The sequence below is a fragment of the Agromyces rhizosphaerae genome (assembly GCF_027925245.1).
Classification (GTDB): Bacteria; Actinomycetota; Actinomycetes; order Actinomycetales; family Microbacteriaceae; genus Agromyces; species Agromyces rhizosphaerae.
In genome coordinates this window covers 1,656,571-1,680,910 of the sequence record NZ_BSDP01000001.1, presented here as the reverse complement: position 1 = coordinate 1,680,910, position 24,340 = coordinate 1,656,571, and the positions used below count along the sequence as shown (strand labels likewise).

The 24,340-nt window shown below is 71.6% G+C and carries 26 protein-coding genes; 6 read left to right on the top strand and 20 right to left on the bottom strand.

Going from position 1 to position 24,340, the window contains the following annotated elements; all coding sequences use genetic code 11:
* Positions 1-111: 111 nt before the first annotated feature.
* Positions 112-501, bottom strand: coding sequence for a nuclear transport factor 2 family protein (locus QMG39_RS07905; RefSeq protein ID WP_281883803.1), 390 nt, complete (start codon positions 499-501; stop codon positions 112-114).
* A 109-nt stretch (positions 502-610) separates the two neighbouring features.
* Between QMG39_RS07905 and QMG39_RS07900 the strand changes: the two genes are divergently transcribed.
* Entirely contained in the window at positions 611-1,039 is a 429-nt protein-coding gene (locus QMG39_RS07900; RefSeq protein WP_281883800.1) for a MarR family winged helix-turn-helix transcriptional regulator, read from the top strand.
* A 6-nt stretch (positions 1,040-1,045) separates the two neighbouring features.
* Here QMG39_RS07900 and QMG39_RS07895 read toward each other — a convergent pair whose 3' ends face one another.
* Both QMG39_RS07895 and QMG39_RS07890 read right to left on the bottom strand, forming a co-directional pair.
* Positions 1,046-2,212 carry an endonuclease/exonuclease/phosphatase family protein gene (locus QMG39_RS07895; RefSeq protein WP_281883798.1) on the bottom strand — a complete coding sequence of 389 codons (1,167 nt, stop codon included), beginning with the start codon at positions 2,210-2,212 and terminating at the stop codon, positions 1,046-1,048.
* Positions 2,213-2,276: 64 nt separating this feature from the next.
* Entirely contained in the window at positions 2,277-3,539 is a 1,263-nt protein-coding gene (locus tag QMG39_RS07890) for a serine hydrolase domain-containing protein (protein WP_281883796.1), read from the bottom strand.
* A gap of 208 nt (positions 3,540-3,747) precedes the next feature.
* Between QMG39_RS07890 and QMG39_RS07885 the strand changes: the two genes are divergently transcribed.
* Both QMG39_RS07885 and QMG39_RS07880 read left to right on the top strand, forming a co-directional pair.
* The gene (locus QMG39_RS07885) at positions 3,748-4,155 is read left to right on the top strand and encodes a DUF4383 domain-containing protein (protein WP_281883794.1); all 408 of its coding nucleotides are present in this window, start codon (positions 3,748-3,750) and stop codon (positions 4,153-4,155) included.
* Positions 4,156-4,157: 2 nt separating this feature from the next.
* Positions 4,158-4,727 carry a hypothetical protein gene (locus QMG39_RS07880; protein ID WP_281883792.1) on the top strand — a complete coding sequence of 190 codons (570 nt, stop codon included), beginning with the start codon at positions 4,158-4,160 and terminating at the stop codon, positions 4,725-4,727.
* A gap of 83 nt (positions 4,728-4,810) precedes the next feature.
* On the opposite strand, the gene QMG39_RS07875 is transcribed toward QMG39_RS07880, so the two are convergent.
* The gene (locus QMG39_RS07875) at positions 4,811-6,112 is read right to left on the bottom strand and encodes an ATP-dependent DNA helicase (RefSeq protein WP_281883789.1); all 1,302 of its coding nucleotides are present in this window, start codon (positions 6,110-6,112) and stop codon (positions 4,811-4,813) included.
* 160 nt (positions 6,113-6,272) lie between these two features.
* Here QMG39_RS07875 and QMG39_RS07870 point away from each other — a divergent pair, with 160 nt between their 5' ends.
* Complete coding sequence (locus QMG39_RS07870; protein WP_281883787.1) at positions 6,273-7,001, top strand: potassium channel family protein; 729 nt, start codon at positions 6,273-6,275, stop codon at positions 6,999-7,001.
* 9 nt (positions 7,002-7,010) lie between these two features.
* On the top strand, positions 7,011-8,060 hold the full coding sequence (locus QMG39_RS07865; protein ID WP_281883785.1) for a hypothetical protein: 1,050 nt from the start codon (positions 7,011-7,013) through the stop codon (positions 8,058-8,060).
* Positions 8,061-8,103: 43 nt separating this feature from the next.
* Here QMG39_RS07865 and QMG39_RS07860 read toward each other — a convergent pair whose 3' ends face one another.
* The 14 genes from QMG39_RS07860 to QMG39_RS07795 all read right to left on the bottom strand — a co-directional run bounded on the left by QMG39_RS07860 (position 8,104) and on the right by QMG39_RS07795 (position 21,108).
* Positions 8,104-10,098, bottom strand: a complete 1,995-nt coding sequence (locus tag QMG39_RS07860; protein WP_281883783.1) for a bifunctional copper resistance protein CopD/cytochrome c oxidase assembly protein — start codon at positions 10,096-10,098, stop codon at positions 8,104-8,106.
* 109 nt (positions 10,099-10,207) lie between these two features.
* Positions 10,208-10,495, bottom strand: a complete 288-nt coding sequence (locus QMG39_RS07855) for an HU family DNA-binding protein (protein ID WP_281883780.1) — start codon at positions 10,493-10,495, stop codon at positions 10,208-10,210.
* A 249-nt stretch (positions 10,496-10,744) separates the two neighbouring features.
* Entirely contained in the window at positions 10,745-11,050 is a 306-nt protein-coding gene (rpsN, locus tag QMG39_RS07850) for a 30S ribosomal protein S14 (protein WP_281883778.1), read from the bottom strand.
* Positions 11,051-11,053: 3 nt separating this feature from the next.
* Positions 11,054-11,221 (bottom strand): 50S ribosomal protein L33, encoded by a 168-nt coding sequence (rpmG, locus tag QMG39_RS07845; protein ID WP_021760158.1) that lies wholly within the window; start codon positions 11,219-11,221, stop codon positions 11,054-11,056.
* Complete coding sequence (rpmB, locus tag QMG39_RS07840; protein WP_136708936.1) at positions 11,221-11,457, bottom strand: 50S ribosomal protein L28; 237 nt, start codon at positions 11,455-11,457, stop codon at positions 11,221-11,223. The genes rpmG and rpmB overlap by 1 nt, the downstream gene beginning before the upstream one ends.
* Before the next feature lie 210 nt (positions 11,458-11,667).
* A complete protein-coding gene (gene gad, locus QMG39_RS07835) occupies positions 11,668-13,059 on the bottom strand; it encodes a glutamate decarboxylase (protein ID WP_281883760.1) in 1,392 nt (463 codons plus the stop codon).
* Between the two features lie 242 nt (positions 13,060-13,301).
* The gene (locus tag QMG39_RS07830; RefSeq protein WP_281883758.1) at positions 13,302-14,192 is read right to left on the bottom strand and encodes a glycine betaine ABC transporter substrate-binding protein; all 891 of its coding nucleotides are present in this window, start codon (positions 14,190-14,192) and stop codon (positions 13,302-13,304) included.
* A gap of 173 nt (positions 14,193-14,365) precedes the next feature.
* Entirely contained in the window at positions 14,366-15,265 is a 900-nt protein-coding gene (locus QMG39_RS07825; RefSeq protein ID WP_281883756.1) for an ABC transporter permease, read from the bottom strand.
* Positions 15,262-16,677: a quaternary amine ABC transporter ATP-binding protein gene (locus tag QMG39_RS07820; protein WP_281883754.1), complete on the bottom strand. Its 1,416-nt coding sequence runs from the start codon at positions 16,675-16,677 to the stop codon at positions 15,262-15,264. The genes QMG39_RS07825 and QMG39_RS07820 overlap by 4 nt, the downstream gene beginning before the upstream one ends.
* Positions 16,678-17,061: 384 nt before the next feature.
* Positions 17,062-17,469 carry a Fur family transcriptional regulator gene (locus QMG39_RS07815; RefSeq protein WP_281883752.1) on the bottom strand — a complete coding sequence of 136 codons (408 nt, stop codon included), beginning with the start codon at positions 17,467-17,469 and terminating at the stop codon, positions 17,062-17,064.
* Positions 17,466-18,308, bottom strand: a complete 843-nt coding sequence (locus QMG39_RS07810; RefSeq protein ID WP_281883750.1) for a metal ABC transporter permease — start codon at positions 18,306-18,308, stop codon at positions 17,466-17,468. The genes QMG39_RS07815 and QMG39_RS07810 overlap by 4 nt, the downstream gene beginning before the upstream one ends.
* Positions 18,305-19,243, bottom strand: a complete 939-nt coding sequence (locus QMG39_RS07805) for a metal ABC transporter permease (protein ID WP_281883748.1) — start codon at positions 19,241-19,243, stop codon at positions 18,305-18,307. The genes QMG39_RS07810 and QMG39_RS07805 overlap by 4 nt, the downstream gene beginning before the upstream one ends.
* Positions 19,244-19,277: 34 nt before the next feature.
* The gene (locus tag QMG39_RS07800; protein WP_281883746.1) at positions 19,278-20,021 is read right to left on the bottom strand and encodes a metal ABC transporter ATP-binding protein; all 744 of its coding nucleotides are present in this window, start codon (positions 20,019-20,021) and stop codon (positions 19,278-19,280) included.
* A gap of 4 nt (positions 20,022-20,025) precedes the next feature.
* Positions 20,026-21,108: a metal ABC transporter substrate-binding protein gene (locus tag QMG39_RS07795; RefSeq protein WP_281883744.1), complete on the bottom strand. Its 1,083-nt coding sequence runs from the start codon at positions 21,106-21,108 to the stop codon at positions 20,026-20,028.
* A gap of 141 nt (positions 21,109-21,249) precedes the next feature.
* Here QMG39_RS07795 and QMG39_RS07790 point away from each other — a divergent pair, with 141 nt between their 5' ends.
* Complete coding sequence (locus QMG39_RS07790; protein ID WP_281883742.1) at positions 21,250-21,825, top strand: GNAT family N-acetyltransferase; 576 nt, start codon at positions 21,250-21,252, stop codon at positions 21,823-21,825.
* 24 nt (positions 21,826-21,849) lie between these two features.
* Here QMG39_RS07790 and QMG39_RS07785 read toward each other — a convergent pair whose 3' ends face one another.
* The gene (locus QMG39_RS07785; protein ID WP_281883740.1) at positions 21,850-23,220 is read right to left on the bottom strand and encodes a dihydrolipoamide acetyltransferase family protein; all 1,371 of its coding nucleotides are present in this window, start codon (positions 23,218-23,220) and stop codon (positions 21,850-21,852) included.
* 32 nt (positions 23,221-23,252) lie between these two features.
* Positions 23,253-24,218 carry an alpha-ketoacid dehydrogenase subunit beta gene (locus QMG39_RS07780; protein ID WP_281887209.1) on the bottom strand — a complete coding sequence of 322 codons (966 nt, stop codon included), beginning with the start codon at positions 24,216-24,218 and terminating at the stop codon, positions 23,253-23,255.
* Positions 24,219-24,340: the final 122 nt, after the last annotated feature.

The window sequence follows — 24,340 nt, the reverse complement described above, 5'->3', positions numbered from 1 at the left end:
GCCTCGCTCATCCACCCGGTCCTCTGCTGCGACGGGGATTACAGTCCGGTGACAGACGAGCGGATGCGACGGGTCGACCCGCCCGCATCCGTCAGCCGCCCACAGGGCCGGTCAGAACATGCCGTTGTCGTTCTTCGAGGTCGCGGGGATCACCTGCAGCACGTCCCAGTGCTCCACGACCCTGCCGTCGGCGTCGAGGCGGAAGATGTCGATGCCCGCGTACTCGAGGTCGCCCGGCCAGGTCTGGTGGCAGTGCAGCACGACGTGGTCGCCGTCGACGAACGCGCGCTTGAACTCGACGTGCTTGCCCGGGTACTCGCGCGCCATGCGCTCGAAGTACTCGATGAACGCCTCCTTCCCGTCGCCCACCTCCGGGTTGTGCTGGATGTACTCGGCGCCCGCGTAGCGCTCGATCGCCTCGCGCGGCTCCGAACGGTTGAACATCTGGTCGTAGAACGCCATCACGTCGGCCTTGCGCTGCTCTGCGCTGCTCGCGTCCATGTCGGTCCCCTCTCGTCTCCGGGGCGGTCGCCCCGTCGCTCGAGTCAACTGCACGAACGGGAAGTATATTCCGGGGAATGTTCTGAGTGACGACCGCGTTGCCACCGACATGGACTTCCTCGACACCGTGGTCCGATTCGAGACCGACCTCTGGAACGCGGTCGAGCATGAACTCGTGCGCGGCGGCGACGTCGGGCTCGGCACCCTGCTCGCGCTGCGCGTGCTCGACCGGCACGACGGCGCCGGCCGCGTGCAGGAGCTGAGCGACGAACTGGGCGTCACCATCGGCGCCGCGAGCAAGCAGGTCGACCGGCTCGAACGGGCAGGCGTCGCCGAGCGCAGGCCCAACCCCGCCGACCGCCGCTCGTCGCTCGTGGTGCTCACCGACCCGGGCCGCGCGGCGCTCGCTTCCGCCGAGGCGGCCACCCGCGACATCCTGCGCCGACTGCTCGGCGACGACGCGGAACTGGCCGAGTCGCTGGCCGCGATCCGCCGCCTCCAGGGGCGCCTGGCGGCGGCATCCGCCGGCGTCGGCTGACCCGCCTCAGCCGCGCGCGCCGACCGACTCGAGGTACTCGTCGGCGAAGTCGGTGTCGATGCGGATCCACAGCGGGCTGTGATCCGACATCTGCCAGCTGCGCCACTTCGCGTAGCGCTTGCGCACCTCGTCGGGGTCGTCGGAGTCGTCGTCGCGCTTGGTCACGTCGTCGGCCCAGACGTCGCCGTCGTCGTCGCCGAACACGTCGGCGAACATGTCGACGATGCCGCCCTCGAGCACCTGGAAGCGCTCGTCCTTCGTGCGCACCGCGATCTGGTCGTAGAAGTGGTCGCGGTCGGGGATCGCGTCGCCGTTGATCTGGGGCGGCACCGTGAACCCGCGACGCTCGAGCGCCTCCATCGTGCGATGGCCAGGGGAGACCACGTTGAAGTCGCCGAGCAGGATGTAGTTCTCGACGTCGAGCCGCGTGTCGTGCCCGGGCGTGCCCGCGGCCTCCGCGCGGCGCCGACGCTCCTTCGCCTCGTCGTCCTGCCGGTCGGCGAAGAAGTCGACCAGCCCCCTGATCTCGTTCACCCGGTGCTCGAGCTGGTCGCCCGACTCGTCGCCGTAGTAGATGTGCACCGTGCAGAGGCTGAACTTGAACCAGCCGGCCTGGAACGCGACGAGGAACGGGCTGCGCGCGAACTGCTGCCGGCCCGCGACCTCGCCCACCGCCGCGGGCGCCTCGCCCTCCGCGACGGCCTCCGACGCCTCCGACAGCTGCTTCGCCCCCACGATCAGCTGCCCCTCGGGCAGCACCACCTCGCCGGCGATGTGGCGGAAGGAGACCCGGGAGCGCCGGTACAGGAACGCCATCCGCTCCCCGTTGCCCGCCCTGCCCTCGGTCAGGTCGGTGACCAGCCAGTCCCACTCGGCCGGGCCGAGGATCTCGACGAGGCGCTCGAGCGGCGCGAGGTCGTCGTTCACCTCCTGCACGGCGACCAGGTCGAAGCACGCGCACACCTCGGCCAGGTAGTAGAAGGTCTCGTCGAGCCGCGGACCCCACCCGAAGCGGTTGCCGTCGAAGTCGCGGATGTTCCAGGTCGCGAGCATCAGCGACCCCTCGGTGCGCTTGTCGTGCAGCTCGCGCAGCCGGTGTCGCATCCGCAGCAGCCGTTCGCTCGTGCGGGCCGGGTCCTTGGTGCGCGCCACCCCGCTGTAGTCGATCGTCATGTCGCCCGTTCCCCTCGTTCGGACGACTCCGGTCTACACGACCGGCGGGGCGGATGCCTCGGGGTCAGCCCTCGGACTCGTCCGACTCGTCCGCGGCCGACGGCTCGCAGACACCCTGCTCGCGCATCGCCTCGAGCATCTGCTCCACCGACCACGGCAGCTCCACCAGCGGCATCTCGCGCCCCTCGGCGGCATCCGCCTTCGAGCCGATCGAGGCGAGCGCGAGCGCCGTCCTGCGCACGAAGTCGACGCCGGCGGTCGAGTTGTTCAGGGCCACGACGACCGTGAGGCCGGTCTCGGGGTCGGCGTAGGCCGCGGTGAGCGACCCGGGGATCTCCGACGCGATGCCGCGCATCGGGCCGAACTCGCTCGCGCCGAGCCCGTACGACTCCCACGACTCGGCCGAGGTGCCCCTCGGCACCGTCGCCCACTGGGCCGACGCGCTCTGCTCGGAGAGGAGCACGCCGGTGGCGAGCGCCCGCGACCACACGCGCAGGTCCTCGAGGTTGGAGATCGCGCCGAAGGCGGCGTAGCCGGCCGACGACGACAGGTTGCTCACGTCGCTGAGCGTCGTGCACCTCGACTCGCCGCCCGGGGTGGCGACGAGTCCCGCCGCGGCAGCGCCGGGCAGCTCCACGTCGGTCGGCGACGGCAGGGCGGTGCCCCCCAGGTCGAGCGGGCCGGACACGTAGCGGGCCAGCAGCTCCGCGAACTCGGTGTTGGTGGCCTCCTCGAGTGCGATGCCGAGCAGGATGGTCGCGGTGCGCGAGTACGACCACTTCTCGCCGGGCTCTCCCGCGCGGTCGCGCGCGAGCCCGCTCGCGAGCAGCTCCGCGGCGGGCCACACCCGCTCGGGGTTGCTGATGAGGTACCGGCGGATCGGCCCGTAGTAGTCGCCGAGCCCGCTGGTCTGCTGGCAGAGCTGGGCGAAGGTGATGCCGTCGAGCCCGGGCACGCCCACGACCGGCCCGACCTGCTGGTTGAGCTGGACCTTGCCCTCGTCGACGAGCCGCAGCAGCACCGTGCACGCCATGCCGGTGGTGATGAGCCCCGCCCGGAAGGACATGTCGGTGCTCACCGGGGTGTCGCCGTCGGGGGTCGTGGTGCCGACCGCGACCTCCCACGACCCCGACCAGGGAGCCCAGACGCCCGCGATCGCACCGCTCGAACCCGAGCGCTCCATCGCCTCGGTCAGCGTCGACCGGAGCTCGTCCGCGACGTCGCCGCCGATGAGCCCGTCGACCTGGTCGAATGGCGACTCCGCCGCCCCGCGAGCCCCCGTGCACCCCGCGATGAGCAGCAGCGCGACCGTCGTGACGGTCGCCACGACGGCACGTAGTGCTCCAGAACGAACAGCCATCCAGCCCCCTCAGACCTGCTCCTGCGGATTCTATCCCGGGCCGGGCGGCCGGCGGCCGGGGTTGACGTCGCGAGCAGCGCGATCCGGCGCCCGCCGAACCCAATCCGATGGGCGCCCCGCACCGAATCCCTCGCAACGCCCGGGCACGCCGGGCGCCGAACAGGAGGCACCGCTCATGATCACGTCACCGAACCGACTCGTCGGCACCGTCTTCGGCGCCGTCTACGTACTGGTCGGGCTGCTCGGATTCGCCGTCACCGGCGGGGTCGGGCTGTTCGCCACCGAGGGCGGGCTGCTCCTCGGCATCTTCGAGGTGAACCCGCTGCACAACATCGCCCACATCCTGATCGGCGCGGCGCTGCTCATCGCCGGTCTCGCCGGCGTCCCCGCCGCGAAGGCGACGAACACCACGGTCGGCGGGGCCTACCTGCTGCTCGGGATCGCCGGCTTCTTCCTCGCCGGGACGGCGGCGAACGTGCTGGCGCTCAACACGGCGGACCACTTCCTCCACCTCGCCAGCGCCATCGTGCTCGTCGGCGCGGGTCTCGGCGCGGAGCGCTCCGCCCGGGTCGCGACCGCATGACCATGACGGCCGCACCGACGCGGACCCCGGGCGCGCCCTCGCGCGCCCGGACCGCGACCGGCGTGTTCCGCAGCTGGCCCGGTCTCGCCGGAATCGGCGCGGGACTGGTGCTGGCGGCGCTCGCGGCCGGCGCGGTGGGCGGCACGGGGCTCGCCCTGGCCGGGCTCGGCGTCGCCGCGCTCGGCGCGGGCGTGGCCGCGCTGCGCGCCGGGCGCGTCGTGCTCCCGCGCACGACGCTCGCCGTCGTCGTGGTCCTGCTGCTCGCGGCCGCCGCCGCGGCGTCCTCCGGCCTGCTGCCGGCGCTCGGCATCCCGGGCGGGCCGTTGCTGGCGGCGTGCGCCTTCCTCGTCGTGCCGGCCACGGCGGCGGCGCTCCGACTGCGTGCACCGCTGCGCGTGCCCGGCGAGCGATCGCCTCGGCAGGGAACGATCGACCGCTGGCCCGCGCTGGTCGGCATGCTCGCGGGCGCGGTCCTCACCGCCGCGCTCGCCACCCCCGCGCTCGCGGCCACCGCGGCCGGGGAGCTCGCGGTGCCGCACGGGCAGCTCCACTCGGAGCACGCGGGCCACTAGGCACGGATGCCGCGGGCCCCCTCCATGGGGATCGACGGGAGCTCGCGGCATCCGTCTCACGACCGCAGGTGCAGTCGCGGCCGTCAGCCCGCGAGTTGCCGCAGCGCCCCGGCCATGAACCGCTCGACGTGCTCGTCGACCATCACGTCGCTCGGGCGCAACGGTCGCTGCAGGTACAGCCCGTCGAGCGCGGTGAGCCGGCTGAGCGCCACGTACGTCTGCCCCGGGCTGAACGCGCGCTGCCCGAGGTCGACGATCGCGGTGTCGTAGCTCGCGCCCTGCGACTTGTGGATCGTCACGGCCCACGCGAGCCGCAGCGGGAACTGCGTGAACTCCGCCACGATGTCCTTCTCGAGGCGCTTGCGCACCGGATCCCACGTGTACTTGAACTTCTCCCAGGTGGCCGGCTCGACCTCGACCTCGTCGCCGTCGATCTCGACGCGCAGTTCGCGCTTCAGGTTGGTGACCGTGCCGATGGTGCCGTTCACCCACCGCGGCGGCTCGCCCGCCATCGACACGTCGTTGCGCAGGAACATGACCTGCGCGCCGACCTTCAGCTCGAGCAGCTCGTCGGCGGGGTAGGCCCGCCCGCCGAAGTCGCCGTTCACCTCGGCCGGGTTGCCCTTCGACGTGCCCGGCAGCCGGTGCAGCCGCGCCGCGTTGATCCGATTGACCGTGTCGTTTCGGGTCGCGAGCGTGATCGCCCCGTCCTCCGGCAGCGGCCGGCGGGCGCCCACGTCGTTCAGCACGCCGGCGATCTCGGCGGTGACCATGCCGTGCCGCACCGCGTTCAGCATGTGCTTGAACTCGTCGTCGTGCTGGCGGTGGATCTCGCCGAGCTCGACGATGCGCAGGTCGGCCTCGCGCCACACCTTCGCGTCGAAGAACCAGATCGAGCGGTACGTGTCGGCGAAGTACGACCGCTCGTCGCGGTCGCCGCCCGGCACCGGCGCGAGCTGGTACGGGTCGCCGAAGAGCACCACCTGCACCCCGCCGAACGGCTCGTGCGGCCGCTGCCTGGCCTGCCGCAGCGACCGGTCCATCGCGTCCATGAGGTCGGCGTTGACCATCGACACCTCGTCGATCACGAGCGTGTCCATCGCGTTCAGGAGCTTGCGCACCGTGTCGTTCTGCTCGATCTCGTGGTCGGCGATGACCCCGATCGGCAGGCGGAACAGCGAGTGGATCGTCTGCCCGCCGACGTTCAGCGCCGCCACCCCGGTCGGCGCGCAGATCACGATCTGCTTCGAGGTGTGCCAGTTCAGGTGGTTCAGCAGGGTCGACTTGCCCGTGCCCGCGCGCCCGGTGACGAACACGTGGTCGCGGGTGCCCTCGATCATCGCGAACACGGCCTGCTGCTCGCGGGTGAGGGTGACGGATGACACGAGCTGACGGCTCCCGGCGACTGGTGACGGACGCCCCCACTGTAACCGCGTCTCGCGGCCCCGGGCCCGCGGGCGCCCCGTGGCATCCGCCCCCGCCTTCTCCACAGGCCCGCGCCGCACGCGGTGCCGGCCGGCGCCGGGGCGTGGCTACACTCGCCCGGTGGACGAAGCGCGCTGGCGGAAGCTGACCGACTGGCCCCTGCTCGCGTGCGCGGTCGTGTTCCTCGTCGCGTACTCGTGGGAGGTGCTCGCCGACCTGCGGGGCACCGAGCGCGCCGCCGCGGAGTCGGTCATGGCGGTGATCTGGGTCGCCTTCCTCGTCGACTACGTGGTCCGCCTCTCGCTCGCCTCGCCGCGGTGGCCGTGGTTCCGTGCGCACCTGCCCGACCTCGCGATCGTGCTGCTGCCCTTCCTCCGGCCGCTGCGGCTCATCCGGCTCGTCGCGCTGTTCGCGATCCTCCAGCGCACGACGGGCGGCGCGTTCCGCGGGCGCGTGGTGCAGTACGCCATCGGCGCATCGGTGCTCATCGTCTACCTCGGCGCGCTCGCGATGGTCGACGCCGAGCGGGGGCACGGAGACATCGACACCCTCGGCGAGGGGCTCTGGTGGGCGCTCGTCACCATCACGACCGTCGGCTACGGCGACATGACGCCGGTCACGACCACCGGGCAGCTCGTCGCCGCGGCCGTCATGTTCGCGGGCATCGCGCTGCTCGGGGTGGTCACCGCGTCGTTCGCCTCCTGGATCGTCGACCGGGTGGCCCAGCACGACGCCTCGGAGCAGGCCGCGACGCGCGCCCAGGTCGACGAGCTGACGCGCGAGGTGCGTGCGCTGCGCGTCGAGCTGGCGCGCGCGGGCACTCAGGATCGCGTGACCACGTCTCCCTAGACTGGGGCGATGGCGACCGAGACCGACCGACCCCCCGGCGTGTCGGTCTGGGCGGTACTCGGCTGGTCGCTGCTCGCCGTGCTGCTCGTGGTGGCGTTCGTGGCCGCCGTGGGCGGGCTGAACCGCACCGTGTACGGCTCGTCGACGTTCGTCGAGCGCTACCTGCAGGCGATCGCCGACGACGACATCTCGCAGGTCATGGCCACCCCGGGCGTCGAGCTGTCGAGCGCCGAGCTCGAGGAGCGCGGCATCGACCCGTCGACGTCGACCGCGCTGCTGCGCTCGGGCGTGATCGACCACGGCCCCGAGGACGTGCGGATCCTGAGCGACGTGGAGGGCGACGACGGCGTGCACGTCGTGACCGCGAGCTACCGCATCGGCACCGTGATCAGCGAGTCGGCGTACGTGGTGCGCCCGCTCGAGCCGCTGTACGGCGTGCTCAACCGGTGGGAGTTCGCCGAGAGCCCGCTCGCGGTGATCGACGTCACCGTCGAGAACGGCGCCCTCTTCCAGGTCGGCTCGCTCACCCTCGACACGCGCGTGGGCAAGAGCGGCGACGACCTCGCCGCGTTCACGCAGTCGGCGCCGTACCTGACCGTGGCGCCGGCGGCGTACGAATTCGCCTACGACTCGCAGCTGCTCACGGCGCCCCCGGTCGAGCTGCCCGTGGTGCGCGACGGCGAGAACGAGGTCGTGGTCGTGACCGCGCCGACCGACGTGTTCGTGCAGCGCGTGCAGGAGGAGGTCGACGAGTACCTCTCCGAGACCTGTGCGACCCAGCCGGTGCTGCAGCCGAGCGGATGCCCCTTCGGCATCGTGATCGACGACCGCGTCGTCTCGTCCCCGCAGTGGTCGATCGTCGAGTACCCGGTCGTGACGCTGACGCCCGGAGAGGACGCCTTCGAGATGCCGCGCACCGAGGGCACCGCGCACATCTCGGTCGAGGTGCAGTCGCTGTTCGACGGCAGCTTCTCGCAGCTCGAGGAGGACCGGCCGATCGTGCTCTCGCTCACCACCTGGATCAAGCCCGACGGGTCGCTCGCCATCGAGCTGCGCTGAGGCCTGGCGCCTCCCTCGGCATCCGTGCTGCGAGGCGCTTCCGTCAGCGGCGCGCGTCGCGCTCGGCGATGGCCGCGAGCCGCGCGTTGTACTCCTCGAGCTCGGCGTCGCCCGTGCGGTCGGCGTGCCGGTCGCGGCGGCGCGACTCGCGCTCGTCGCTGCGCGACCACTGGACCGCGACGGTGATCGCCAGCGCGAGCGTCGGGATCTCGCCGATCGACCACGCGATGCCGCCGCCGAGCACCTGGTCGGCGAGGGCATCCGTGCCCCACCCCATCGCGCCGTACCAGTCCGCGGCCAGCAGGCCCGTGCCCATCATGAGCGCGACGCCGAAGAACGCGTGGAACGCCATCGTGGCGAGCAGCAGCAGCAGCCGGAACGGGTACGGCAGGCGGTACGGCACCGGGTCGATGCCGATGAGCGACTGCGCGAAGAGGTAGCCGGTGATGAGGAAGTGGACGATCATCCACTCGTGGCCGATGTGGTCCTCCATCGCCCAGCGCAGCAGGCCCGAGTAGTAGAAGACCCAGAGCGACCCGGCGAAGAGCACCGCGGCGACGATCGGGTTGGCGATGACGCCGGCGAACCGCGAGTGCACCGCGAGCAGGATCCACTCGCGGCCGCCGCGGCTGCCGTCCTTGCGGGCGTGGATCGCGCGCGCGGCGAGCGTGACCGGGGCGCCCGGCACGAGCATGACCGGCACCGCCATCGTCAGCAGCATGTGCGCGAGCATGTGCGCCGAGAACAGGGTCTCCTGGTAGGCGTTCACGCCGCCGTTGGTCACCCAGAAGAGCAGCAGCATGCCGGCCACCCAGAGCACGGCGCGGTAGATCGGCCAGCGGTCGCCGCGACGGCGGAGGCGCACGACGCCCGCGACGTAGAAGAAGATGCCGAATCCGCAGGCGAGCACCCAGAGCGGGTCGAAGTTCCAGAGCGTCAGGTAGTTCTCGATCGACGGGGGCGGCGGCAGCGGCTCGCCGGTGAGCAGTTCGGCCGGGGTCGGCTGCGCGAGGTCGGTCGCGGGCACCTGCTCGACGGGCGTCGCGGTGCGTGCGAGGGCGGCTGCGGCGCCCGAGGCGAGGCCCATGAAGGCGAGCTCGCCGACGACGAGCCACCAGAACGCGCCGGGAGTGCGGGCGGAGCCGGTGCCGGAAGCGCCGGCCCGCTGCATCCGCCCGATCAGCCAGCGCCGCTGCAGGGCGCCGAAGCCGCCGAGTGCGAGCAGCGCGACGAGCTTCACGACGATGAGCAGCCCGTAGGGCGTCGCGAGCTGGTCGAGCGTGCCGACCCGGAGCGCGGCGCTGACGTACCCCGAGAACGCGACGACGATGAACGAGATGAGCGCGACGGTGGAGTAGCGTGCGACGACGACCGGGAGGCGGCCCGGCTCGATGATGCCCCGCAGCAGCACGATCACGAGGAGCCCGCCGAGCCAGACGCCGGCGAAGACCAGGTGCAGGCCGAGCCCGGTGACGGCCTGGTCGTGGCCCGACGTGCCCGCGGCGTGCCCCTGCTCGGCCATCGGCAGCAGCGAGACGAGCGCGAGCGCGGTGACGAACACCAGTGCGGTGTGGTTGCGCACCGCGAAGCAGAGCACGGTCACCGCGGCGGCGACCAGCGTCGTGGTGAGCCACGCCTGGCCGAGCTCGATGGTCGTGAGGAACTGCCCGAGCGCCGCGCCGAAGCGGTCGTCGAAGGTGAGCGCGGCGCCGCTCACGCTGAGGAACGTGAAGAGGGTGGTGGTCGCGGCCGCCACGGTGAAGACCGCCGCCGATGCTGCCGCGACGTCGAGCGCGGCGCCGAACTCGCGCTGCTTCGGCGTCAGCGCCCAGACGGCCATGATGAGCCCGCCGAGCGTGCCCGCGACGCCGAGGTTGACGAAGAGCTTCGCGATCGGGAGGCCCCAGCGCACCACGGGGCCGGCGTCCTGGAGGGGGAGCGGCTCGGCGCCGCCGCCGACGACGAGGCCCGCGAGCGTCGCCAGGACGGCGACGGTCAGCAGTACGGCGGGGCCGAACACGCGGGCGGAGCGGGGCACCAGACCAGCCTAAGCGCTGGACAGGGCGCGGATTTCCGCCGCATCCGCCCGAATGCGGAAGGGAGGGCGCCGGCCGGAGCCGACGCCCTCCCTCGAGGTCGCGTGTCGCCTACTTGGCGGCGGCCTTCAGCTTCGAGCCCGCGCTCACCTTGACGGAGTAGCCGGCGGGGATGGTGATCTCGGCGCCGGTCTGCGGGTTGCGGCCGGTGCGCGCCGCACGGTGCGTGCGCTCGACGGCGAGCCAGCCGGGGATCGAGACCTTGGTGTCGGATGCGACCGACTCCGCGATCACGTCGAAGAGGCTGCCGAGCACCTTGTCGACGGCGGCCTGGCTCAAGTCCGTGTCCGCCGCGATCTTCGCGACGAGGTCGGTCTTGTTCAGCGACTTGTCAGCCATTGGATGTCCTCCTCGGACCTTCACTGTTTCGGTACAGCTGTTTCAGTTGTGTCGGAGGCGCCCTGAATGGGTATCCCCCGTGGCCGATCGGCCGCCTCGAATGTAACAGAGATCCCCGGAAACACGCGGATTTCCGGGGGTTCGCGAGAATTCCACACGGCGTGGCGAGCAGAGGAGGAACGCTCGGGCGCGGGGACGACGAAGGGCCGCCCCGAGATCGGGACGGCCCTTCGTGGATGCGTGGAGTGGCTACCAGCTCGACTTGGTGATGCCGGGCAGCTCGCCACGGTGCGCCATGTCGCGGAAGCGCACACGCGAGATGCCGAACTTCGTCAGCACGCCGCGGGGGCGGCCGTCGATGGCGTCACGCGAGCGCACGCGCACCGGCGAGGCGTTGCGCGGGAGCTTCTGCAGGCCGACGCGAGCGGCCTCACGGGCCTCGTCGGTCGCGTTCGGGTCGACGAGGGTCTTCTTCAGCTCGGCGCGCTTCTCGGCGTACCGGTCGACGATCACCTTGCGCTGCTCGTTGCGCGCGATCTTGCTCTTCTTGGCCATTGTCTAGCGCTCCTCTCGGAAGTCGACGTGCTTGCGCACCACGGGGTCGTACTTCTTGAGCACGAGGCGGTCGGGGTTGTTGCGACGGTTCTTGCGGGTCACGTAGGTGTACCCGGTGCCCGCGGTCGACCGAAGCTTGATGATCGGGCGGATGTCCTGCTGCTTCGCCATTAGAGCTTCACCCCACGAGCCTGGATGTCCTTGACGACGGCCTCAATGCCACGAGCGTCGATCACCTTGATGCCCTTGGCGGACACGTTCAGGGTGACGTTACGACGCAGCGACGGCACGTAGTACGTCTTCTTCTGCACGTTCGGGTCGAAGCGGCGCTTCGTCCGGCGGTGCGAGTGCGAGATGTTGTGGCCGAAGCCGGGAACGGCTCCGGTCACCTGGCACACTGCTGCCATTGGTCTTTCCTCCAATACCGAGGGGCGGATGCCCCTCCCAAGGTCTCTTGTCTGCTGACGCACCCCACCGAACGCACACGACGGATCGCATGGATTCGAGGGGGATTGTCGCGGCCTGGGCAGTGGAAGTACCCAGCCAACGAGCCAGAATACCAGACCGGCCGGTCACGACCGAATCGGCGCGGGCGCAGGCCCGAGTCATCCGCCCGTTCAGTGGTGGAAGGCGGCGCGGTTGCCGGTGTCGGGCATCGGCGTCTGCAGCTGCTCGAGGTACTCGGTGGCCGTGCGGATGTCGTCGAGGAGCTCGTCGGCGAGGTCCATCGTGAGCCCGTTGCGCACGACGATGCGCTGCACCGTCACGTCCGCGAGGTCGTCGGGCATCGGATAGGCCGGCACCAGCCACCCCTTCATGCGCAGGCGGTCCTGCAGGTCGTAGAGCGTCCAGTTGTGCGAGTCCGCGTCCTTCAGGCGCCAGGCGAAGACCGGGATGTCGCTGCCGTCGTTCCACAGCTCGAACGGCCCGAGCGCCGCGATGCCCGCCGAGAGGTACTTGGCCACGTCCTGCGAGTCCTGCTGCACGGCGCGGTACCCCTCGCGGCCGAGCCGCAGGAACATGAAGTACTGCAGCAGGATGGGCGCACCCGGCCGCGAGAAGTTCAGCGCGAGCGTGGGCATCGAGCCGCCGAGGTAGCTGACCTCGAAGATGAGGTCGTCGGGCAGCAGGTCGCGGCTGCGCCAGACGACCCAGCCGACGCCGGGGTAGACGAGCCCGTACTTGTGGCCCGACGTGTTGATCGAGTGCACGCGCTCGAGGCGGAAGTCCCAGACGATGTCGGGCTGGATGAACGGCGCGACCATGCCGCCCGAGGCGCCGTCGACGTGGATCGGCACGTCGAGGCCGGTCTCGGCCTGCAGCGCGTCGAGCGCCTCGGCGATCTCCTGCACGGGCTCGTAGGCGCCCGTGTACGTCACCCCCATGATGGCCACGACGCCGATCGTGTGCTCGTCCACGTAGTCGGCGACCTGGCTGCCGTCGAGGCACGGATGCTCCTCGCTGATGGGCACCAGCCGCATCTCGACCTCGAAGTAGTTGCAGAACTTCTCCCAGCACACCTGCACGGCGCTCGACATGACGAGGTTCGGCTGCTCGGTCGACTTCCCGGCCGCGCGGCGGGCCTGCTGCCAGCGGCGCTTCAGCGCCAGGCCGCCGAGCATCGCGCCCTCGGACGAGCCGATGGTCGACGTGCCGATCGTGTGCTTCGGGTCGGGCGCGTTCCACAGCCCGGCGAGCATCTTCCAGCAGTGCTCCTCGATGGCCGCGGTGCGCGGGTACTCGTCCTTGTCGACCATGTTCTTGTCGGCGGCGTCGACGACCAGCTTCTTCGACTCGTCGTTCATCCACGTGCCGACGAAGGTCGCGAGGTTCAGCCGCGCGTTGCCGTCGAGCATGATCTCGTCGTGCACGATCTGGTACGCCGTCTGCGGGAGTTCCTCGTGCTCGGGGAAGACGTCGTGGTCGGAGAGCGTCGACTCGCCGGGCCTGAGGAACCGCGGTTCCATCAGGCCGGAATCGTCATCCCGGTCGGTGCGCTGGTCGGTCATCGGAGTTCCCCCTCCGGCCCGGGCCCCCGCCCCGGCTCCCGCCGCCGACCCTACTCCCGTGCGTCGCGCGTGCGCACCCCCCGCCGGAATCAAAGCGGCCCGCCGGAATCACAGCGGCACGTGCTGCAGCGCGGGCCCGTGCGAACGGCACGTGCCGGTACGGGTAGGCAAGCGGCCCGGACGCGCGGATGCCGCGGGTGGCACTCGCCGCCCGCGGCATCCGTTCAGGTGTCAGCCGAGTCTCACTGGGTGAGCGAGTCGACCCACTCCTGGTTGTCGGCGATCCACTCGGCCACGATGGGCTGGTAGTCGTCGGTGTCGTTCTCGTTGAACATGGCGTTCTCGAGCGAGTACAGCAGCTCGCTGTCCATCTGGAAGTTCGAGAACCACTCGGCGACCTCGGGGAACTCGTCCTCGAACGACGCCTTGGCGTAGGTGTGGATGCCCTCGGCGGTGCCCAGGGTGCCCTCGGGGTCCTCGAGGTCCTTGATCGGGAACGCGTCGTAGGCCCAGTGCGGACGCCACAGGGTGACGATGACGTTCTCGCCCGCGTCGGTGGCCGCGGTCAGCTCGGCGAGCATGGCCGGGGTCGACGAGGTGAGGAACTCCATGTCCTCCAGGCCGTAGGTCGGGATGACCGAGTCCTCGACGGCGCCGGTGAGGCCGGCGCCCGGCTCGATGCCGACGATGCGGTTGCCGAACGCGTCCGCGTTGTCGGCGAGGTCGGCGAGCGAGTCGATCGGGGCGTCCTCGTTCACCGCGATGGTGAGGGCGGCCTCCTCGTTCCAGGCGCCCAGGTCGGCGATGTCGTCGCCGTACTCCTCGAGGTACGAGGCGTGGGTCTGCGGCAGCCACACGTCGAACGTGGCGTCGTAGTCGCCGGTCGACAGGCCCGAGAAGACGGGAGCGACGTCGGCGTACTCGAGGGTCACGTCGTAGCCCTGCTCGGTGAGGATCGCGTTCCAGAGCTCGCTGGCCGCGATGCCCTCGTCCCAGCCGTTGAACACGGCGATGGTGATCTCGTTGTTCGCCTCGTCGGCCGAGCCGGCGTCGCCGGCCGTGGCGCAGCCGGTGAGCGCGAGGGCGCCGGCGGCACCGAGCGCGAGGGCTCCGGTGAGGTGTCGCTTCTGCATGGTGTTCCTTTCCTCCCGCGCCGCGGTCGCGTCACGGGTGTTGGGGGTCCGCGCGGGTGCGCACGGATGATGGGCGGGCGGATGCGGCGCAGAGCGCGCGCACCAGCTCGCCCCGTCCGATCCGGCCGGGGGTCCGGCCGGTGGTCTTGGGGGTGGTGGTGTCCGGATGCGGCTCAGGCGGCGACGGGCGCCGGCTCGGCGGCATCCGCCTTCGCCGTCTGCTTCGCCCGCACGGGCGGGCGCTTGCGCAGCCCGCCGCCGAACGCGCCCGTGATGCGGTCGAGGATGACCGCGAGGATCACGACCGACAGGCCGGCCTCGAAGCCGAGCGCGACGTCGATGCGGTTGAGGCTCGCCACGACGTCGCCGCCGAGTCCGCCCGCGCCGACCATTCCGGCGATCACGACCATCGAGAGCGACAGCATGATCACCTGGTTGACGCCCGCCATGATCGACGGCATCGCGAGCGGCAGCTGGATCTGCCGGAGGATGCGGCCGGGGGACGAGCCGAACGCCTGGCCGGCCTCGACGACCTCCTTGTCGACGCCGCGGATACCGAGCTCGGTGAGCCGCACGCCGGGCGCCATCGCGAACACGATGGTCGCGACGATGCCGGGCACGACGCCGACGCGGAACAGGATGAGCGCGGGGATCAGGTAGACGAACGCCGGCATCGTCTGCATGAAGTCGAGGATCGGCTTGATGATCTTCGACGCCAGGTCGCTGCGCGCGGCGAGGATGCCGAGCGGGATCGCGATGACGACCGCGATCGTCGACGCGACCAGCACGAGCGCCAGGGTGTCCATGGCGTTGTCCCACTGGTCGACGCCGAGGATCACCAGGAGTCCGACGACCGAGCCGAGCGCGAGCTTCCAGCCGCGGGCCCACCAGGCGAGCGCGGCGACGAGCACGATGATCAGCCAGAACGGCGGGGTGGAGAGCACCCAGTCGACGCCGTCGTAGAAGCCGAGGAAGACGGCGCGCACCACGGCGAAGAAGCCGGAGAGCACCTCGGTCAGCACGTCGATGAAGTCCTCGACCCACTGGCCGAGGGGCAGGCGGAACTCGGTCATGCGTGGCTCCTCTCGCTCGTGGCATCCGCTTCGTCGAGTTCGGCGGCGCCGGTGGCGGGGACGGTGACGGATGCCTCGTGCCCGGCCGACGACTCCGCGTCGCCGTCCGCGGTCGAGTGCAGGGTCTCGGTGAAGACGTCCATCGGGATCGTCGTGTGCGGCAGCTCGATCACGGGCTGCCCGCCGGTGTCGGTCGAGACGTTGCCGAGGGCGGCGAGCAGGGTGACGCGCGGCACGACGCCGAGCAGGCGCTGCTGGTCGTCGACGACCGCGATCGGCAGGTCGGACTCGACCGAGGTGCCGAGCAGGTCGGAGAGCAGCTCGTCGGGACCGACGACGGGGTGGTCGTCGCCGATCGCGGAGTCGAGCGTCGTGACGCCGTTGCGCACGAGCTTCAGCACGTCGCGGTCGCGCACGACGCCGAGGAGGCGCCGGCCGCCGCCGACGACGTAGACGACCGAGGTCTGCAGGTCGCGCATGATGCGCAGCGCGGCGCGCGGGCCGGCCGAGGCGCTCATGACGGCGCGCGCCTGCTCGACGACGTTCGATGCGGTGAGCACGCGGGCGCGGTCGACGTCCTGCACGAACTGGGCGACGTAGTCGTCGGCCGGGTCGGTGAGGATCTCCTCGGCGGTGCCGAGCTGCACGATGCGCCCGTCGCGCATGACCGCGATGCGGTCGCCGAGGAACATCGCCTCGTTGAGGTCGTGGGTGATGAAGACGATGGTCTTGCCGAGCTCCTGCTGCAGCTCGATGAGCTGCTCCTGCATCTCGCGGCGGATGAGCGGGTCGAGCGCCGAGAACGCCTCGTCCATGAGCAGGATGTCGGTGTCGGCGGCGAGCGCACGGGCGAGGCCGACGCGCTGCTTCATGCCGCCGGAGAGTTCGTCGGGGAGCTTGTCCTCCCAGCCGGCGAGGCCGACGCGCTCGAGCACGGTGCGGGCGCGCTCGGTGCGTTCGGCGAGTGGCACGCCCTGCACCTCGAGCGCGTAAGCGGCGTTGTCGAGCACCGTGCGGTGGGGCAGCAGCGCGAAGTGCTGGAACACCATCGAGATGCGGCGACGGCGCACGTCGCGCAGGCGCTTGGGCGAGATGCCGCTGATGCGCTCCCCCGCGACGGTGATCGTGCCGCTGGTCGGCTCGAGCAGCCCGTTGAGCGTGCGGATGAGCGTGGACTTGCCGGAGCCCGAGAGCCCCATGACGACGAAGATCTCGCCGCGGCGCACGTCGAAGTCGGCGTCGATGACCGCGGCGGTGCCGAGGCCGGCGAGCTCGTCGCGGGTGGCGCCGGCGCGGAGGCGGGAGACCGCCTCGCCGGCGCGGCGGCCGAAGAACTTGAAGAGGTTCCGCACCTCGAGTGCGGGGGGTTCGGTGGTGGGGATGGGGGCGTTCGCTGCAGGGGTGTGCGTCACGTTGCGTCTCCGTGCGCGCCCCGACGCCGGTGATGCTCGTGGCTGGAGGGCACGCGTCATTGCTTGCGCCCGGGGTCGACGGCGTGCACGATCTCTCGACTCGAGCGAGTGGAACGCAGACCTGTGCTCCGAGATGCTCGCGAGTCATCCGAGATCGCGACCCGCGACCATCTGGGGCGCGGAACGCTGCTCGACCTCGTCCCCTCGCTCTCGCTCGGGGCCGTGGGCTGGGCGGGTGGCCCCGGAGGGCCGCACCAACCCTAGCGATCACGCGGTCGAGGGCAAGTCGGATGCCGCCTCAGGCGGCCGCTCACGTCCGTCTGGACGGGTCGCCGGCTCACGCCATCCCCGCCAGCATGCGGATCATGGGTCGTTATCGTTTCGTTATCCGGGGGAGTCGCCCGCCGCGCGGCGCGTGCACTCGGCACAGAGCCCGAACACGTCGACGACGTGGGCGGCGTCGGTGAAGCCGTGCTGCGCCGCGACCTGCTTCGCCCACTGCTCGACCTCGTCGGCGGCGATCTCCACGGTGCGCCCGCACGACCGGCAGATGAGGTGGTGGTGGTGGCCGGTCGTCGAGCACGCGCGGTAGAGCGCCTCGCCCTCGGGCGACTGCAGCGAGTCGGCGTCGCCGGTCGTCGCGAGGTCGGCGAGCGCCCGATACACCGTGGCGAGGCCGATGGGCGAGCCGCCCTCGTGCAGCGCGGCGTGCAGCGCCTGCGCGCTGATGAACCCCTCGGTGCGATCGAGTGCGTCGCGCACCGCCTCGCGCTGCCAGGTCTGCCGCTTCATCGCGCGATCGCCTCCTCGGCGGTCTCGACCGGCACGTGCAGCGGGCGCGGGGAGCGGCGGCGGATGCCGCGCGCCGCGAGCGCGACCAGGAAGAACCCGCAGGCCACGAGGGCGATCGCCGGGCCGGCGGCGACGCCCAGCTCGCGCGAGATCAGCAGGCCGACGACCCCGGACGCGGCACCGATGAGCGGCGCGGTCGCCACGATCCAGCCGACGGTGGGCATGAGCAGCCGGGCTGCGGCGGCGGGCGCGGCGATGAGCGCGATCGCGAGGATCGCCCCGACCGCGGGCAGCGACGACACGACCGCGGCCGCGATGAGGGCGAGCACGAGGGTCTCCATGGGCCATCCACGGTACCCGGCCGCACGGTACCCGCCGGGGTCGAACGTCGAGAAGACGAACTCCTTGCCGAACGCGGCGAACACGACGACCGCCACGAGCAGCACCCCGCCCGAGACCAGCAGGTCGGCCTCGGTGACGGTGAGGATCGAGCCGATGAGGAAGGACTCCGCACGGATCGGCAGGTCGGGGAGCACCGCCTGCAGCATCGCGCCGAGGGCGAAGCCGCCGGTCAGGACGATGCCGGCAGCCACCTGCGCGCCCTGGGAGCGCACGCGCGAGACCAGCAGCATCACGCCGACGAGCACGACGGATGCCACGGCGGCGCCGATCGGCACGGCGACGCCGAGCGCCGCGGCGGCCACCGCACCGGGGAAGGTGCCGTGCGTGAGCGCCTGCGCGAAGAACACGCGCCGGCGCAGCACGACCAGCGAACCGACCAGGCCGCAGACCGCGCCGATCACGATCGCCGCGACGAGTGCGCGCTCGAAGTAGCTCATGCGACCACTCCCCCGGCCTGCTCCGCCACTCCCCCGGCCCGGTCGGCGGTGCCGGACGGCGCGCCCGCGCGCCCTCGTCCCCGAGCGCGGACGCGGTCGACGAGCAGCCGTGCGACGAGCACGAGTGCGTAGCCCGCCACGAACACGGCCACCACGGTGGAACCGCCCGGCAGGTCGATGCCCGCGCCGACGGAGACGCCGAACCCGATCGAGAGCCCGAGCCACGACGCGAGCGCGGCGAACGCACCGGCCACGGGGAAGAGCGCGAGCAGGCTCGTCGTCACGAGCCGCGCGACGGCGCCCGGCACGATCAGCACGGCGAGCACGAGCAGGCTGCCCACCGTGCTCGAGGCCGCGACGACCACCAGAGCGATCGACGTGTTGAGCACGAGGTCGGTCGCGAGCGGACGCACGCCCGCCGCCTCGCTGCCGACCGGGTCGAAGGCACGGAACAGCTGGCGCGAACGCGTTCCCCACGTGAGCGCCAGCGCGATGCCGCACACCACGAGCAGCAGCGGCACGGTCGCCGCATCGATGGTGAGCAGGCGCCCGAAGAGCAGCGTCTCCAGCTGCCCGGCGAAGTCCGACCCGCCCGACACCGCGATCACGCCGACGCTGAACGCACCGGTCAGCACGATGGCGATGGCGGAGTCGGAGGCCACCCCGGCGCGCGAGACGAGCGTCAGCACGACCGCCGCGGCGACGGCGGCGATCGTGGCGCCGATCACGAGGCCCGGCTCACCGCCGGCGATGAAGCCGATCGCGAGCCCGGGGAAGACCGCGTGGGTGAGGCCGTCGCTGATGAACTCGAGCCCGCGGAGGTTCACGAGCACGCCGATGAGGCCCGCCACGATCGCGAGCGCGAGCATCGCGATGAGCGCTCGCGACATGAACGGCAGCGCATATGCCCCGAACAGCATCTGGTCGAGCGTCATGCGCCACTCCCCCGCCGTGCGCGGTGGCGCACGGTCACTCGCGCCCCTCGTGGTCGGGCACGACGAGCGTGTGCTCGTCGACCTCGACGCCGACGTCGCCGAAGCACTCCTGCACGGTCTCGAGGGTGAGGGTCTCGGCGACGGGTCCGCAGGCGAGCTGCGATCGGTTCAGGAACAGCGCGGTGTCGCAGGTCTCACGGGCCAGGTCGAGATCGTGCGTCGAGATGAGCACCGCGATGCCGCGGGACTTCAGGTCGTGCACGGTCTGGAGCAGGGCGTCGCGATTGGGCTGGTCGAGGCCGTTGAAGGGCTCGTCGAGCAGCAGCAGCCCGGGCTCGGATGCGAGTGCGCGTGCGAGGAGTCCGCGCTGTCGCTGCCCGCCGGAGAGGTCGCCGAAGCGGGTGCCTGCGCGGTCCGCGAGCCCGACGGCCTCGAGGGCCGCCGCGACGGCCGCGCGATCGCGCCCGCCCGGCATCCGCAGCCACCCCATCGAGCGGTAGCGGCCCTGCATCACGACCTGGCGGAGCGTGATGGGGAACTCGGGGTCGAGCTCGGCGGACTGCGGCAGCGAGGCGACGGATGCCGCGCGCTGCATATCACCCGCAGTGAGGGGCACGAGCCCGAGGATGCCCTTCAGCACCGTGGACTTGCCCGCACCGTTCGGGCCGATGAGCGCGACCGCCTCGCCCGGTGCCACGTCGATCGTGACGCCCTGCACCCCGACCGTGGCGCCGTACGCGAAGGCGGCCCGGTCGAGGTGCAGGACGGGAGCGTTCATGCGATCAGTCTTGCAGGATCGACGGCAGGTCGGCCGCCTCGACGCCCCACGAGCTCACGATCAGTCGCACGTTGTGCACCTGGCTGCCGAGGTAGGTCTCGCCGTCGCTCCCCGCGACGCCGAGGGAGTCGCCGTACAGCGCGTCGTCGCCGGTGTACACCTCCACGCCGGCCTCCCGGGCGATCGTCTCGGCCGCATCGGGCGCGATCGACTGCTCCGAGAAGACGGCCTGCACGCCGGTCTCGATGATCGCGGCGATCAGCTCGTCGAGCTCCGCCGCGCTCGGCTCGGCGTTGTCGTCGAATCCGGGGATGACGCTGCCGACGTAGGTGATGTCGTACGCGGCGACGAAGTAGGTGAAGGCGTCGTGGTTGGTGACGAGCAGGCGCTCCTCCGCGGGCACCTGGTCGACGCTGTCGTGGATCCAGGCGTCGAGCGCATCGAGCTCGGCGAGGTACTCGGCCTCCGAGGCGTCGAGCGCGCCCGAGTCGATGGCGTCCAGGTCGGCGAGGCCGGCCGCGATGTTCTCCACCATCTCGGCGGCGAGCACGGGATCGGTCCAGATGTGCGGGTTGCCCTCCTCGTGGGCGTGCTCGTCCTCGTCCGTGTGCTCGTCGTCGGCGTGCTCCTCGTCGGAGTGCTCGTCCTCGGCGTGCTCCTCGTCGTCCGAGTGCTCGTCCTCGTCCGCGTGGTCCTCGTCATCGTGGTCGTGGTCGTGACCGCCCGCGACGAGCTCGATGCCGGTGCTCGCGTCGATCACGACGCCGTCGAAGCCCGAGGCGTCGATCGCGTCGTCGAGCCAGGTCTCCAGGCCTCCTCCGTTGATGACGAGCGCATCGGCGTTCGTGAGCGCGAGCAGCTGCGCGGCCGACGGGTCGAAGTCGTGCGCGCTCTGGTTCGGGCTGACGAGCTGCGTGAGCTCCACCTGCTCCCCCGCGAGCTCGCGGGTGAAGTCGGCGACCTGGGTGGTCGTGGCGACGACGGAGGGCGTCGAGCCGGCGGTGTCGGTCGATGCGGCCGAGCAGCCGGAGAGGACGACCGCACCGGTCGCGAGGGCAGCGAGGAATGGAAGCGTGACGGGGCGCATGACAGCGAGCGTAGGCTTATTGATAATGATTGTCAAACTCATGCGTTGTGCCTACGGTGGTGTGTCCGTCGAGTGCACGAGGAGTGACGCATTGTGGAACGTTCTGGCGTGTCGCCGTCGTGGCGTGAAAGAGTGAATGACGTGGATACGACGACGACCACCCAGCTCACGCTGCACCCGTTCACCGTCGCCGAAGCCCACCGCGTCCTGGACGGCGATCGCGCACCCGGTGAGGGGTGGGAGGGCGGATACGCCTTCGCCGACGAGATCGAACTCGTGCGCGCATTCCTCGACATCGTCGAGAAGGAGGGCGACCCCGCCCCGTTCGGTCCGTACCTGGTGCGCCGCGGCGGCACCGGCGCCGCGGTCGGCGCTGTCATCTTCTACGGCCCCCCGGATGCCACCGGCACGGTCGAGTTCGCCTTCGCCCTCGTCCCGGCGGTGCGCGGGCAGGGCCTCGCCACCGAGGCCGTGAAGCTCGCCCTGGGCGTCGCCGCCGCCAACGGTGCGGCGCGCGCCCGAGCCGACGCGGAGGCGACCAACGTGCCGGCCACGCGCGCGATGCGCGCGGCGGGCATGCACGAGATCGCGCGCGACGCGAACATGCGCCGGTACGAGCGGCACCTGCCGACGACCGGTGCGCTGCAGGCGATCGTCGCCGAGACCCCGGCCACCGGTCCCGCAGCCGACCACCCCGAGCAGCCGCAGGCCGAGTAGGGGAGTCCCGCCGGAGCGGCCGCGCTACTCCAGCAGCAGCGCGGGTTCCTCGATGATCGCCGCCACGTCGGCGAGGAACCGCGACGCCACGTCGCCGTCGACCACGCGGTGGTCGAACGACGCACCGATCGTGGTCACGAACCGCGGGCGGACCTCGCCGTCGACCACCCACGGCTTCTGCTTGATCGTGCCGAGCGCCACGATCGCGACCTCGCCGGGGTTCAGGATCGGCGTGCCGGTGTCCATGCCGAAGACCCCGATGTTCGTGATGGTGATCGTGCCGCCCTGCATCTCGGCCGGCTGCGTCTTGCCCTCACGCGCGGTCAGGGTGAGCTGCTCGAGCGCCGTGGCGAGCTCGACCATGCTCATGGCCTGCGCCTCCTTCACGTTCGGCACGATCAGACCGCGCGGCGTCGCCGCCGCCACGCCGAGGTTCACGTAGTGCTTGACCACGATCTCGCGGTCGGTCCACTGCGCGTTCGCGGTCGGGTTGCGCCGCACCGCCCAGATCATCGCCTTGGCCATGATCAGCAGCGGCGAGACCTTCACGCCCGCGAAGTCGGGGGAGGCCTTCAGGCGCTTCACGTACTCCATCGTGCGGGTGGCGTCCACGTCGACGAACACGCTCACATGCGGCGCGGAGTATGCGCTCTCGACCATCGCCGCGGCGATCGCCTTGCGCACGCCCTTCACCGGCACGCGGTGCTCGCGGTCCGACGGCGTCTCGGGCGTCTGGATGTTGCGGAACACGCTGGCCTGCGAGGCCTCGCGGATCACGTCGTCGCGCGTGATCTCGCCGATCGGACCGGTCGCGGTGACCCGGTTGAGGTCGACCCCGAGGTCCTTCGCGAGCTTGCGGATCGGCGGCTTCGCGATCACCGGCACGTCCGACTCGGTGCGCGCGCCCGCCACCTTGGTCGGCACGCCGGCCGACGGCGCGGGAGCCGGCTCGGCGAAGTGCTCGTGCGCGACCGGGGGAGCGGGGTGGCGCTTGCGGCGGCTCGAGGCGGGCCCGGAGCTGCCGTGGCCGACGAGCACGGCACCGGATGCCTCGGGCTCGGGCTCCGACGCGACGGTCGACGCGGTGTCCGCGGCGACCTGGGCCGCCTCCGACGGTGCCGGCGCCTCGCTCGGGGAATCCATGCCGCCCGCGGCATCCGTCTGCACCGCCACGATCGGGGTGCCCACGTCGACCGTCTGCCCGACCTCGACGAGCAGCTTGCTCACGACGCCCTCGGTGGGGCTCGGCAGCTCGACGAGCGACTTCGCGGTCTCGATCTCGACGAACACCTGGTCGAGCTCGATGCGGTCGCCCGGCGCGACGCGCCACGAGACGATCTCGGCCTCGGTCAGTCCCTCGCCGACGTCGGGGAGGGGGAACTGCATCTCGGTCATCGTGCTCCTCGGTGCGCTTCGGTGCGTGGCACTCAGTAGGCGAGCGCGCGGTCGACGGCTTCGAGCACGCGGTCGGGGCTCGGCAGGTAGTCCGCCTCGAGCGCGGCGGGCGGGAAGGGCGTGTCGAAGCTCGAGACCCGCAGCACGGGTGCCTCGAGCGAGTAGAAGCAGCGCTCGGCGATGGTCGCGGCGACCTCGGAGCCGAGGCTCGTGAAGCCGACCGCCTCCTGGGCGACCACGAGGCGCCCGGTGCGCTGCACCGAGTCGACGAGCGGGCCGTAGTCGATGGGGGAGAGCGACCGGAGGTCGACGACCTCGAGGCTGCGCCCCTCCTGCTCGGCGATGTCGGCGGCCTGCAGCAGCGTGGCGACCATGGCGCCGTGGCCGACCACCGTGACGTCCGTGCCGCGACGCATGACCCGTGAGGAATGCAGTGCGATGCCCGCGTGGTCGAGGTCGACCGGGCCCTTCGGCCAGTAGCGGCTCTTGGGCTCGAAGAAGATCACGGGGTCGTTCGAGGCGATGGCCTCCTGGATCATCCAGTACGCGTCGTGCGGCGACGAGGGGCTCACGACCCGGATGCCGGGGGTGTGCGTGAAGTACGCCTCGGGGCTCTCCTGGTGGTGCTCGATCGAGCCGATGTGACCGCCGTAGGGGATACGGATGACGACCGGCATCGGCATGCGGCCGTCGTGGCGCAGGTTCTGGCGGCCGAGCTGCGTGGTGATCTGGTCGAATGCGGGGAAGACGAACCCGTCGAACTGGATCTCGAGCACCGGGCGGTAGCCGCGCATCGCGAGGCCGATGGCCGTGCCGACGATGCCCGACTCGGCGAGCGGCGAGTCGATCACGCGGTCGCCGCCGAACTCGGCGTGGAGCCCCTCGGTCACGCGGAAGACGCCGCCGAGCGGTCCGATGTCCTCGCCCATGAGGAGCACCTTCGGGTCGTCGGCGAGCGCCTTGCGGAGCCCGGCGTTGATCGCCTTGCCCATGGGCATCGACTGCACCCCGAGCAGCTCGGGCGCAGGCGCGTCGGCCTCGGCCGCCTCGGAGGCATCCGCTCGGCTCTCGCCCGGGGTGCCCGGGGCCGGGGGAGCGGGCGGCGCGGCGACCACCGGGG

What these genes read in the sequence shown, in the direction of transcription:
- QMG39_RS07905 (WP_281883803.1), bottom strand. Translation starts at nt 501, where the DNA reads ATGGACGCGAGCAGCGCAGAGCAGCGCAAGGCCGACGTGATGGCGTTC.
- QMG39_RS07900 (WP_281883800.1), top strand. Translation starts at nt 611, where the DNA reads ATGGACTTCCTCGACACCGTGGTCCGATTCGAGACCGACCTCTGGAAC.
- QMG39_RS07895 (WP_281883798.1), bottom strand. Translation starts at nt 2,212, where the DNA reads ATGACGATCGACTACAGCGGGGTGGCGCGCACCAAGGACCCGGCCCGC.
- QMG39_RS07885 (WP_281883794.1), top strand. Translation starts at nt 3,748, where the DNA reads ATGATCACGTCACCGAACCGACTCGTCGGCACCGTCTTCGGCGCCGTC.
- QMG39_RS07880 (WP_281883792.1), top strand. Translation starts at nt 4,158, where the DNA reads ATGACGGCCGCACCGACGCGGACCCCGGGCGCGCCCTCGCGCGCCCGG.
- QMG39_RS07865 (WP_281883785.1), top strand. Translation starts at nt 7,011, where the DNA reads ATGGCGACCGAGACCGACCGACCCCCCGGCGTGTCGGTCTGGGCGGTA.
- QMG39_RS07855 (WP_281883780.1), bottom strand. Translation starts at nt 10,495, where the DNA reads ATGGCTGACAAGTCGCTGAACAAGACCGACCTCGTCGCGAAGATCGCG.
- rpsN (WP_281883778.1), bottom strand. Translation starts at nt 11,050, where the DNA reads ATGGCCAAGAAGAGCAAGATCGCGCGCAACGAGCAGCGCAAGGTGATC.
- rpmG (WP_021760158.1), bottom strand. Translation starts at nt 11,221, where the DNA reads ATGGCGAAGCAGCAGGACATCCGCCCGATCATCAAGCTTCGGTCGACC.
- rpmB (WP_136708936.1), bottom strand. Translation starts at nt 11,457, where the DNA reads ATGGCAGCAGTGTGCCAGGTGACCGGAGCCGTTCCCGGCTTCGGCCAC.
- gad (WP_281883760.1), bottom strand. Translation starts at nt 13,059, where the DNA reads ATGACCGACCAGCGCACCGACCGGGATGACGATTCCGGCCTGATGGAA.
- QMG39_RS07830 (WP_281883758.1), bottom strand. Translation starts at nt 14,192, where the DNA reads ATGCAGAAGCGACACCTCACCGGAGCCCTCGCGCTCGGTGCCGCCGGC.
- QMG39_RS07825 (WP_281883756.1), bottom strand. Translation starts at nt 15,265, where the DNA reads ATGACCGAGTTCCGCCTGCCCCTCGGCCAGTGGGTCGAGGACTTCATC.
- QMG39_RS07815 (WP_281883752.1), bottom strand. Translation starts at nt 17,469, where the DNA reads ATGAAGCGGCAGACCTGGCAGCGCGAGGCGGTGCGCGACGCACTCGAT.
- QMG39_RS07810 (WP_281883750.1), bottom strand. Translation starts at nt 18,308, where the DNA reads ATGAGCTACTTCGAGCGCGCACTCGTCGCGGCGATCGTGATCGGCGCG.
- QMG39_RS07805 (WP_281883748.1), bottom strand. Translation starts at nt 19,243, where the DNA reads ATGACGCTCGACCAGATGCTGTTCGGGGCATATGCGCTGCCGTTCATG.
- QMG39_RS07800 (WP_281883746.1), bottom strand. Translation starts at nt 20,021, where the DNA reads ATGAACGCTCCCGTCCTGCACCTCGACCGGGCCGCCTTCGCGTACGGC.
- QMG39_RS07795 (WP_281883744.1), bottom strand. Translation starts at nt 21,108, where the DNA reads ATGCGCCCCGTCACGCTTCCATTCCTCGCTGCCCTCGCGACCGGTGCG.
- QMG39_RS07785 (WP_281883740.1), bottom strand. Translation starts at nt 23,220, where the DNA reads ATGACCGAGATGCAGTTCCCCCTCCCCGACGTCGGCGAGGGACTGACC.
- QMG39_RS07780 (WP_281887209.1), bottom strand. Translation starts at nt 24,218, where the DNA reads ATGCCCATGGGCAAGGCGATCAACGCCGGGCTCCGCAAGGCGCTCGCC.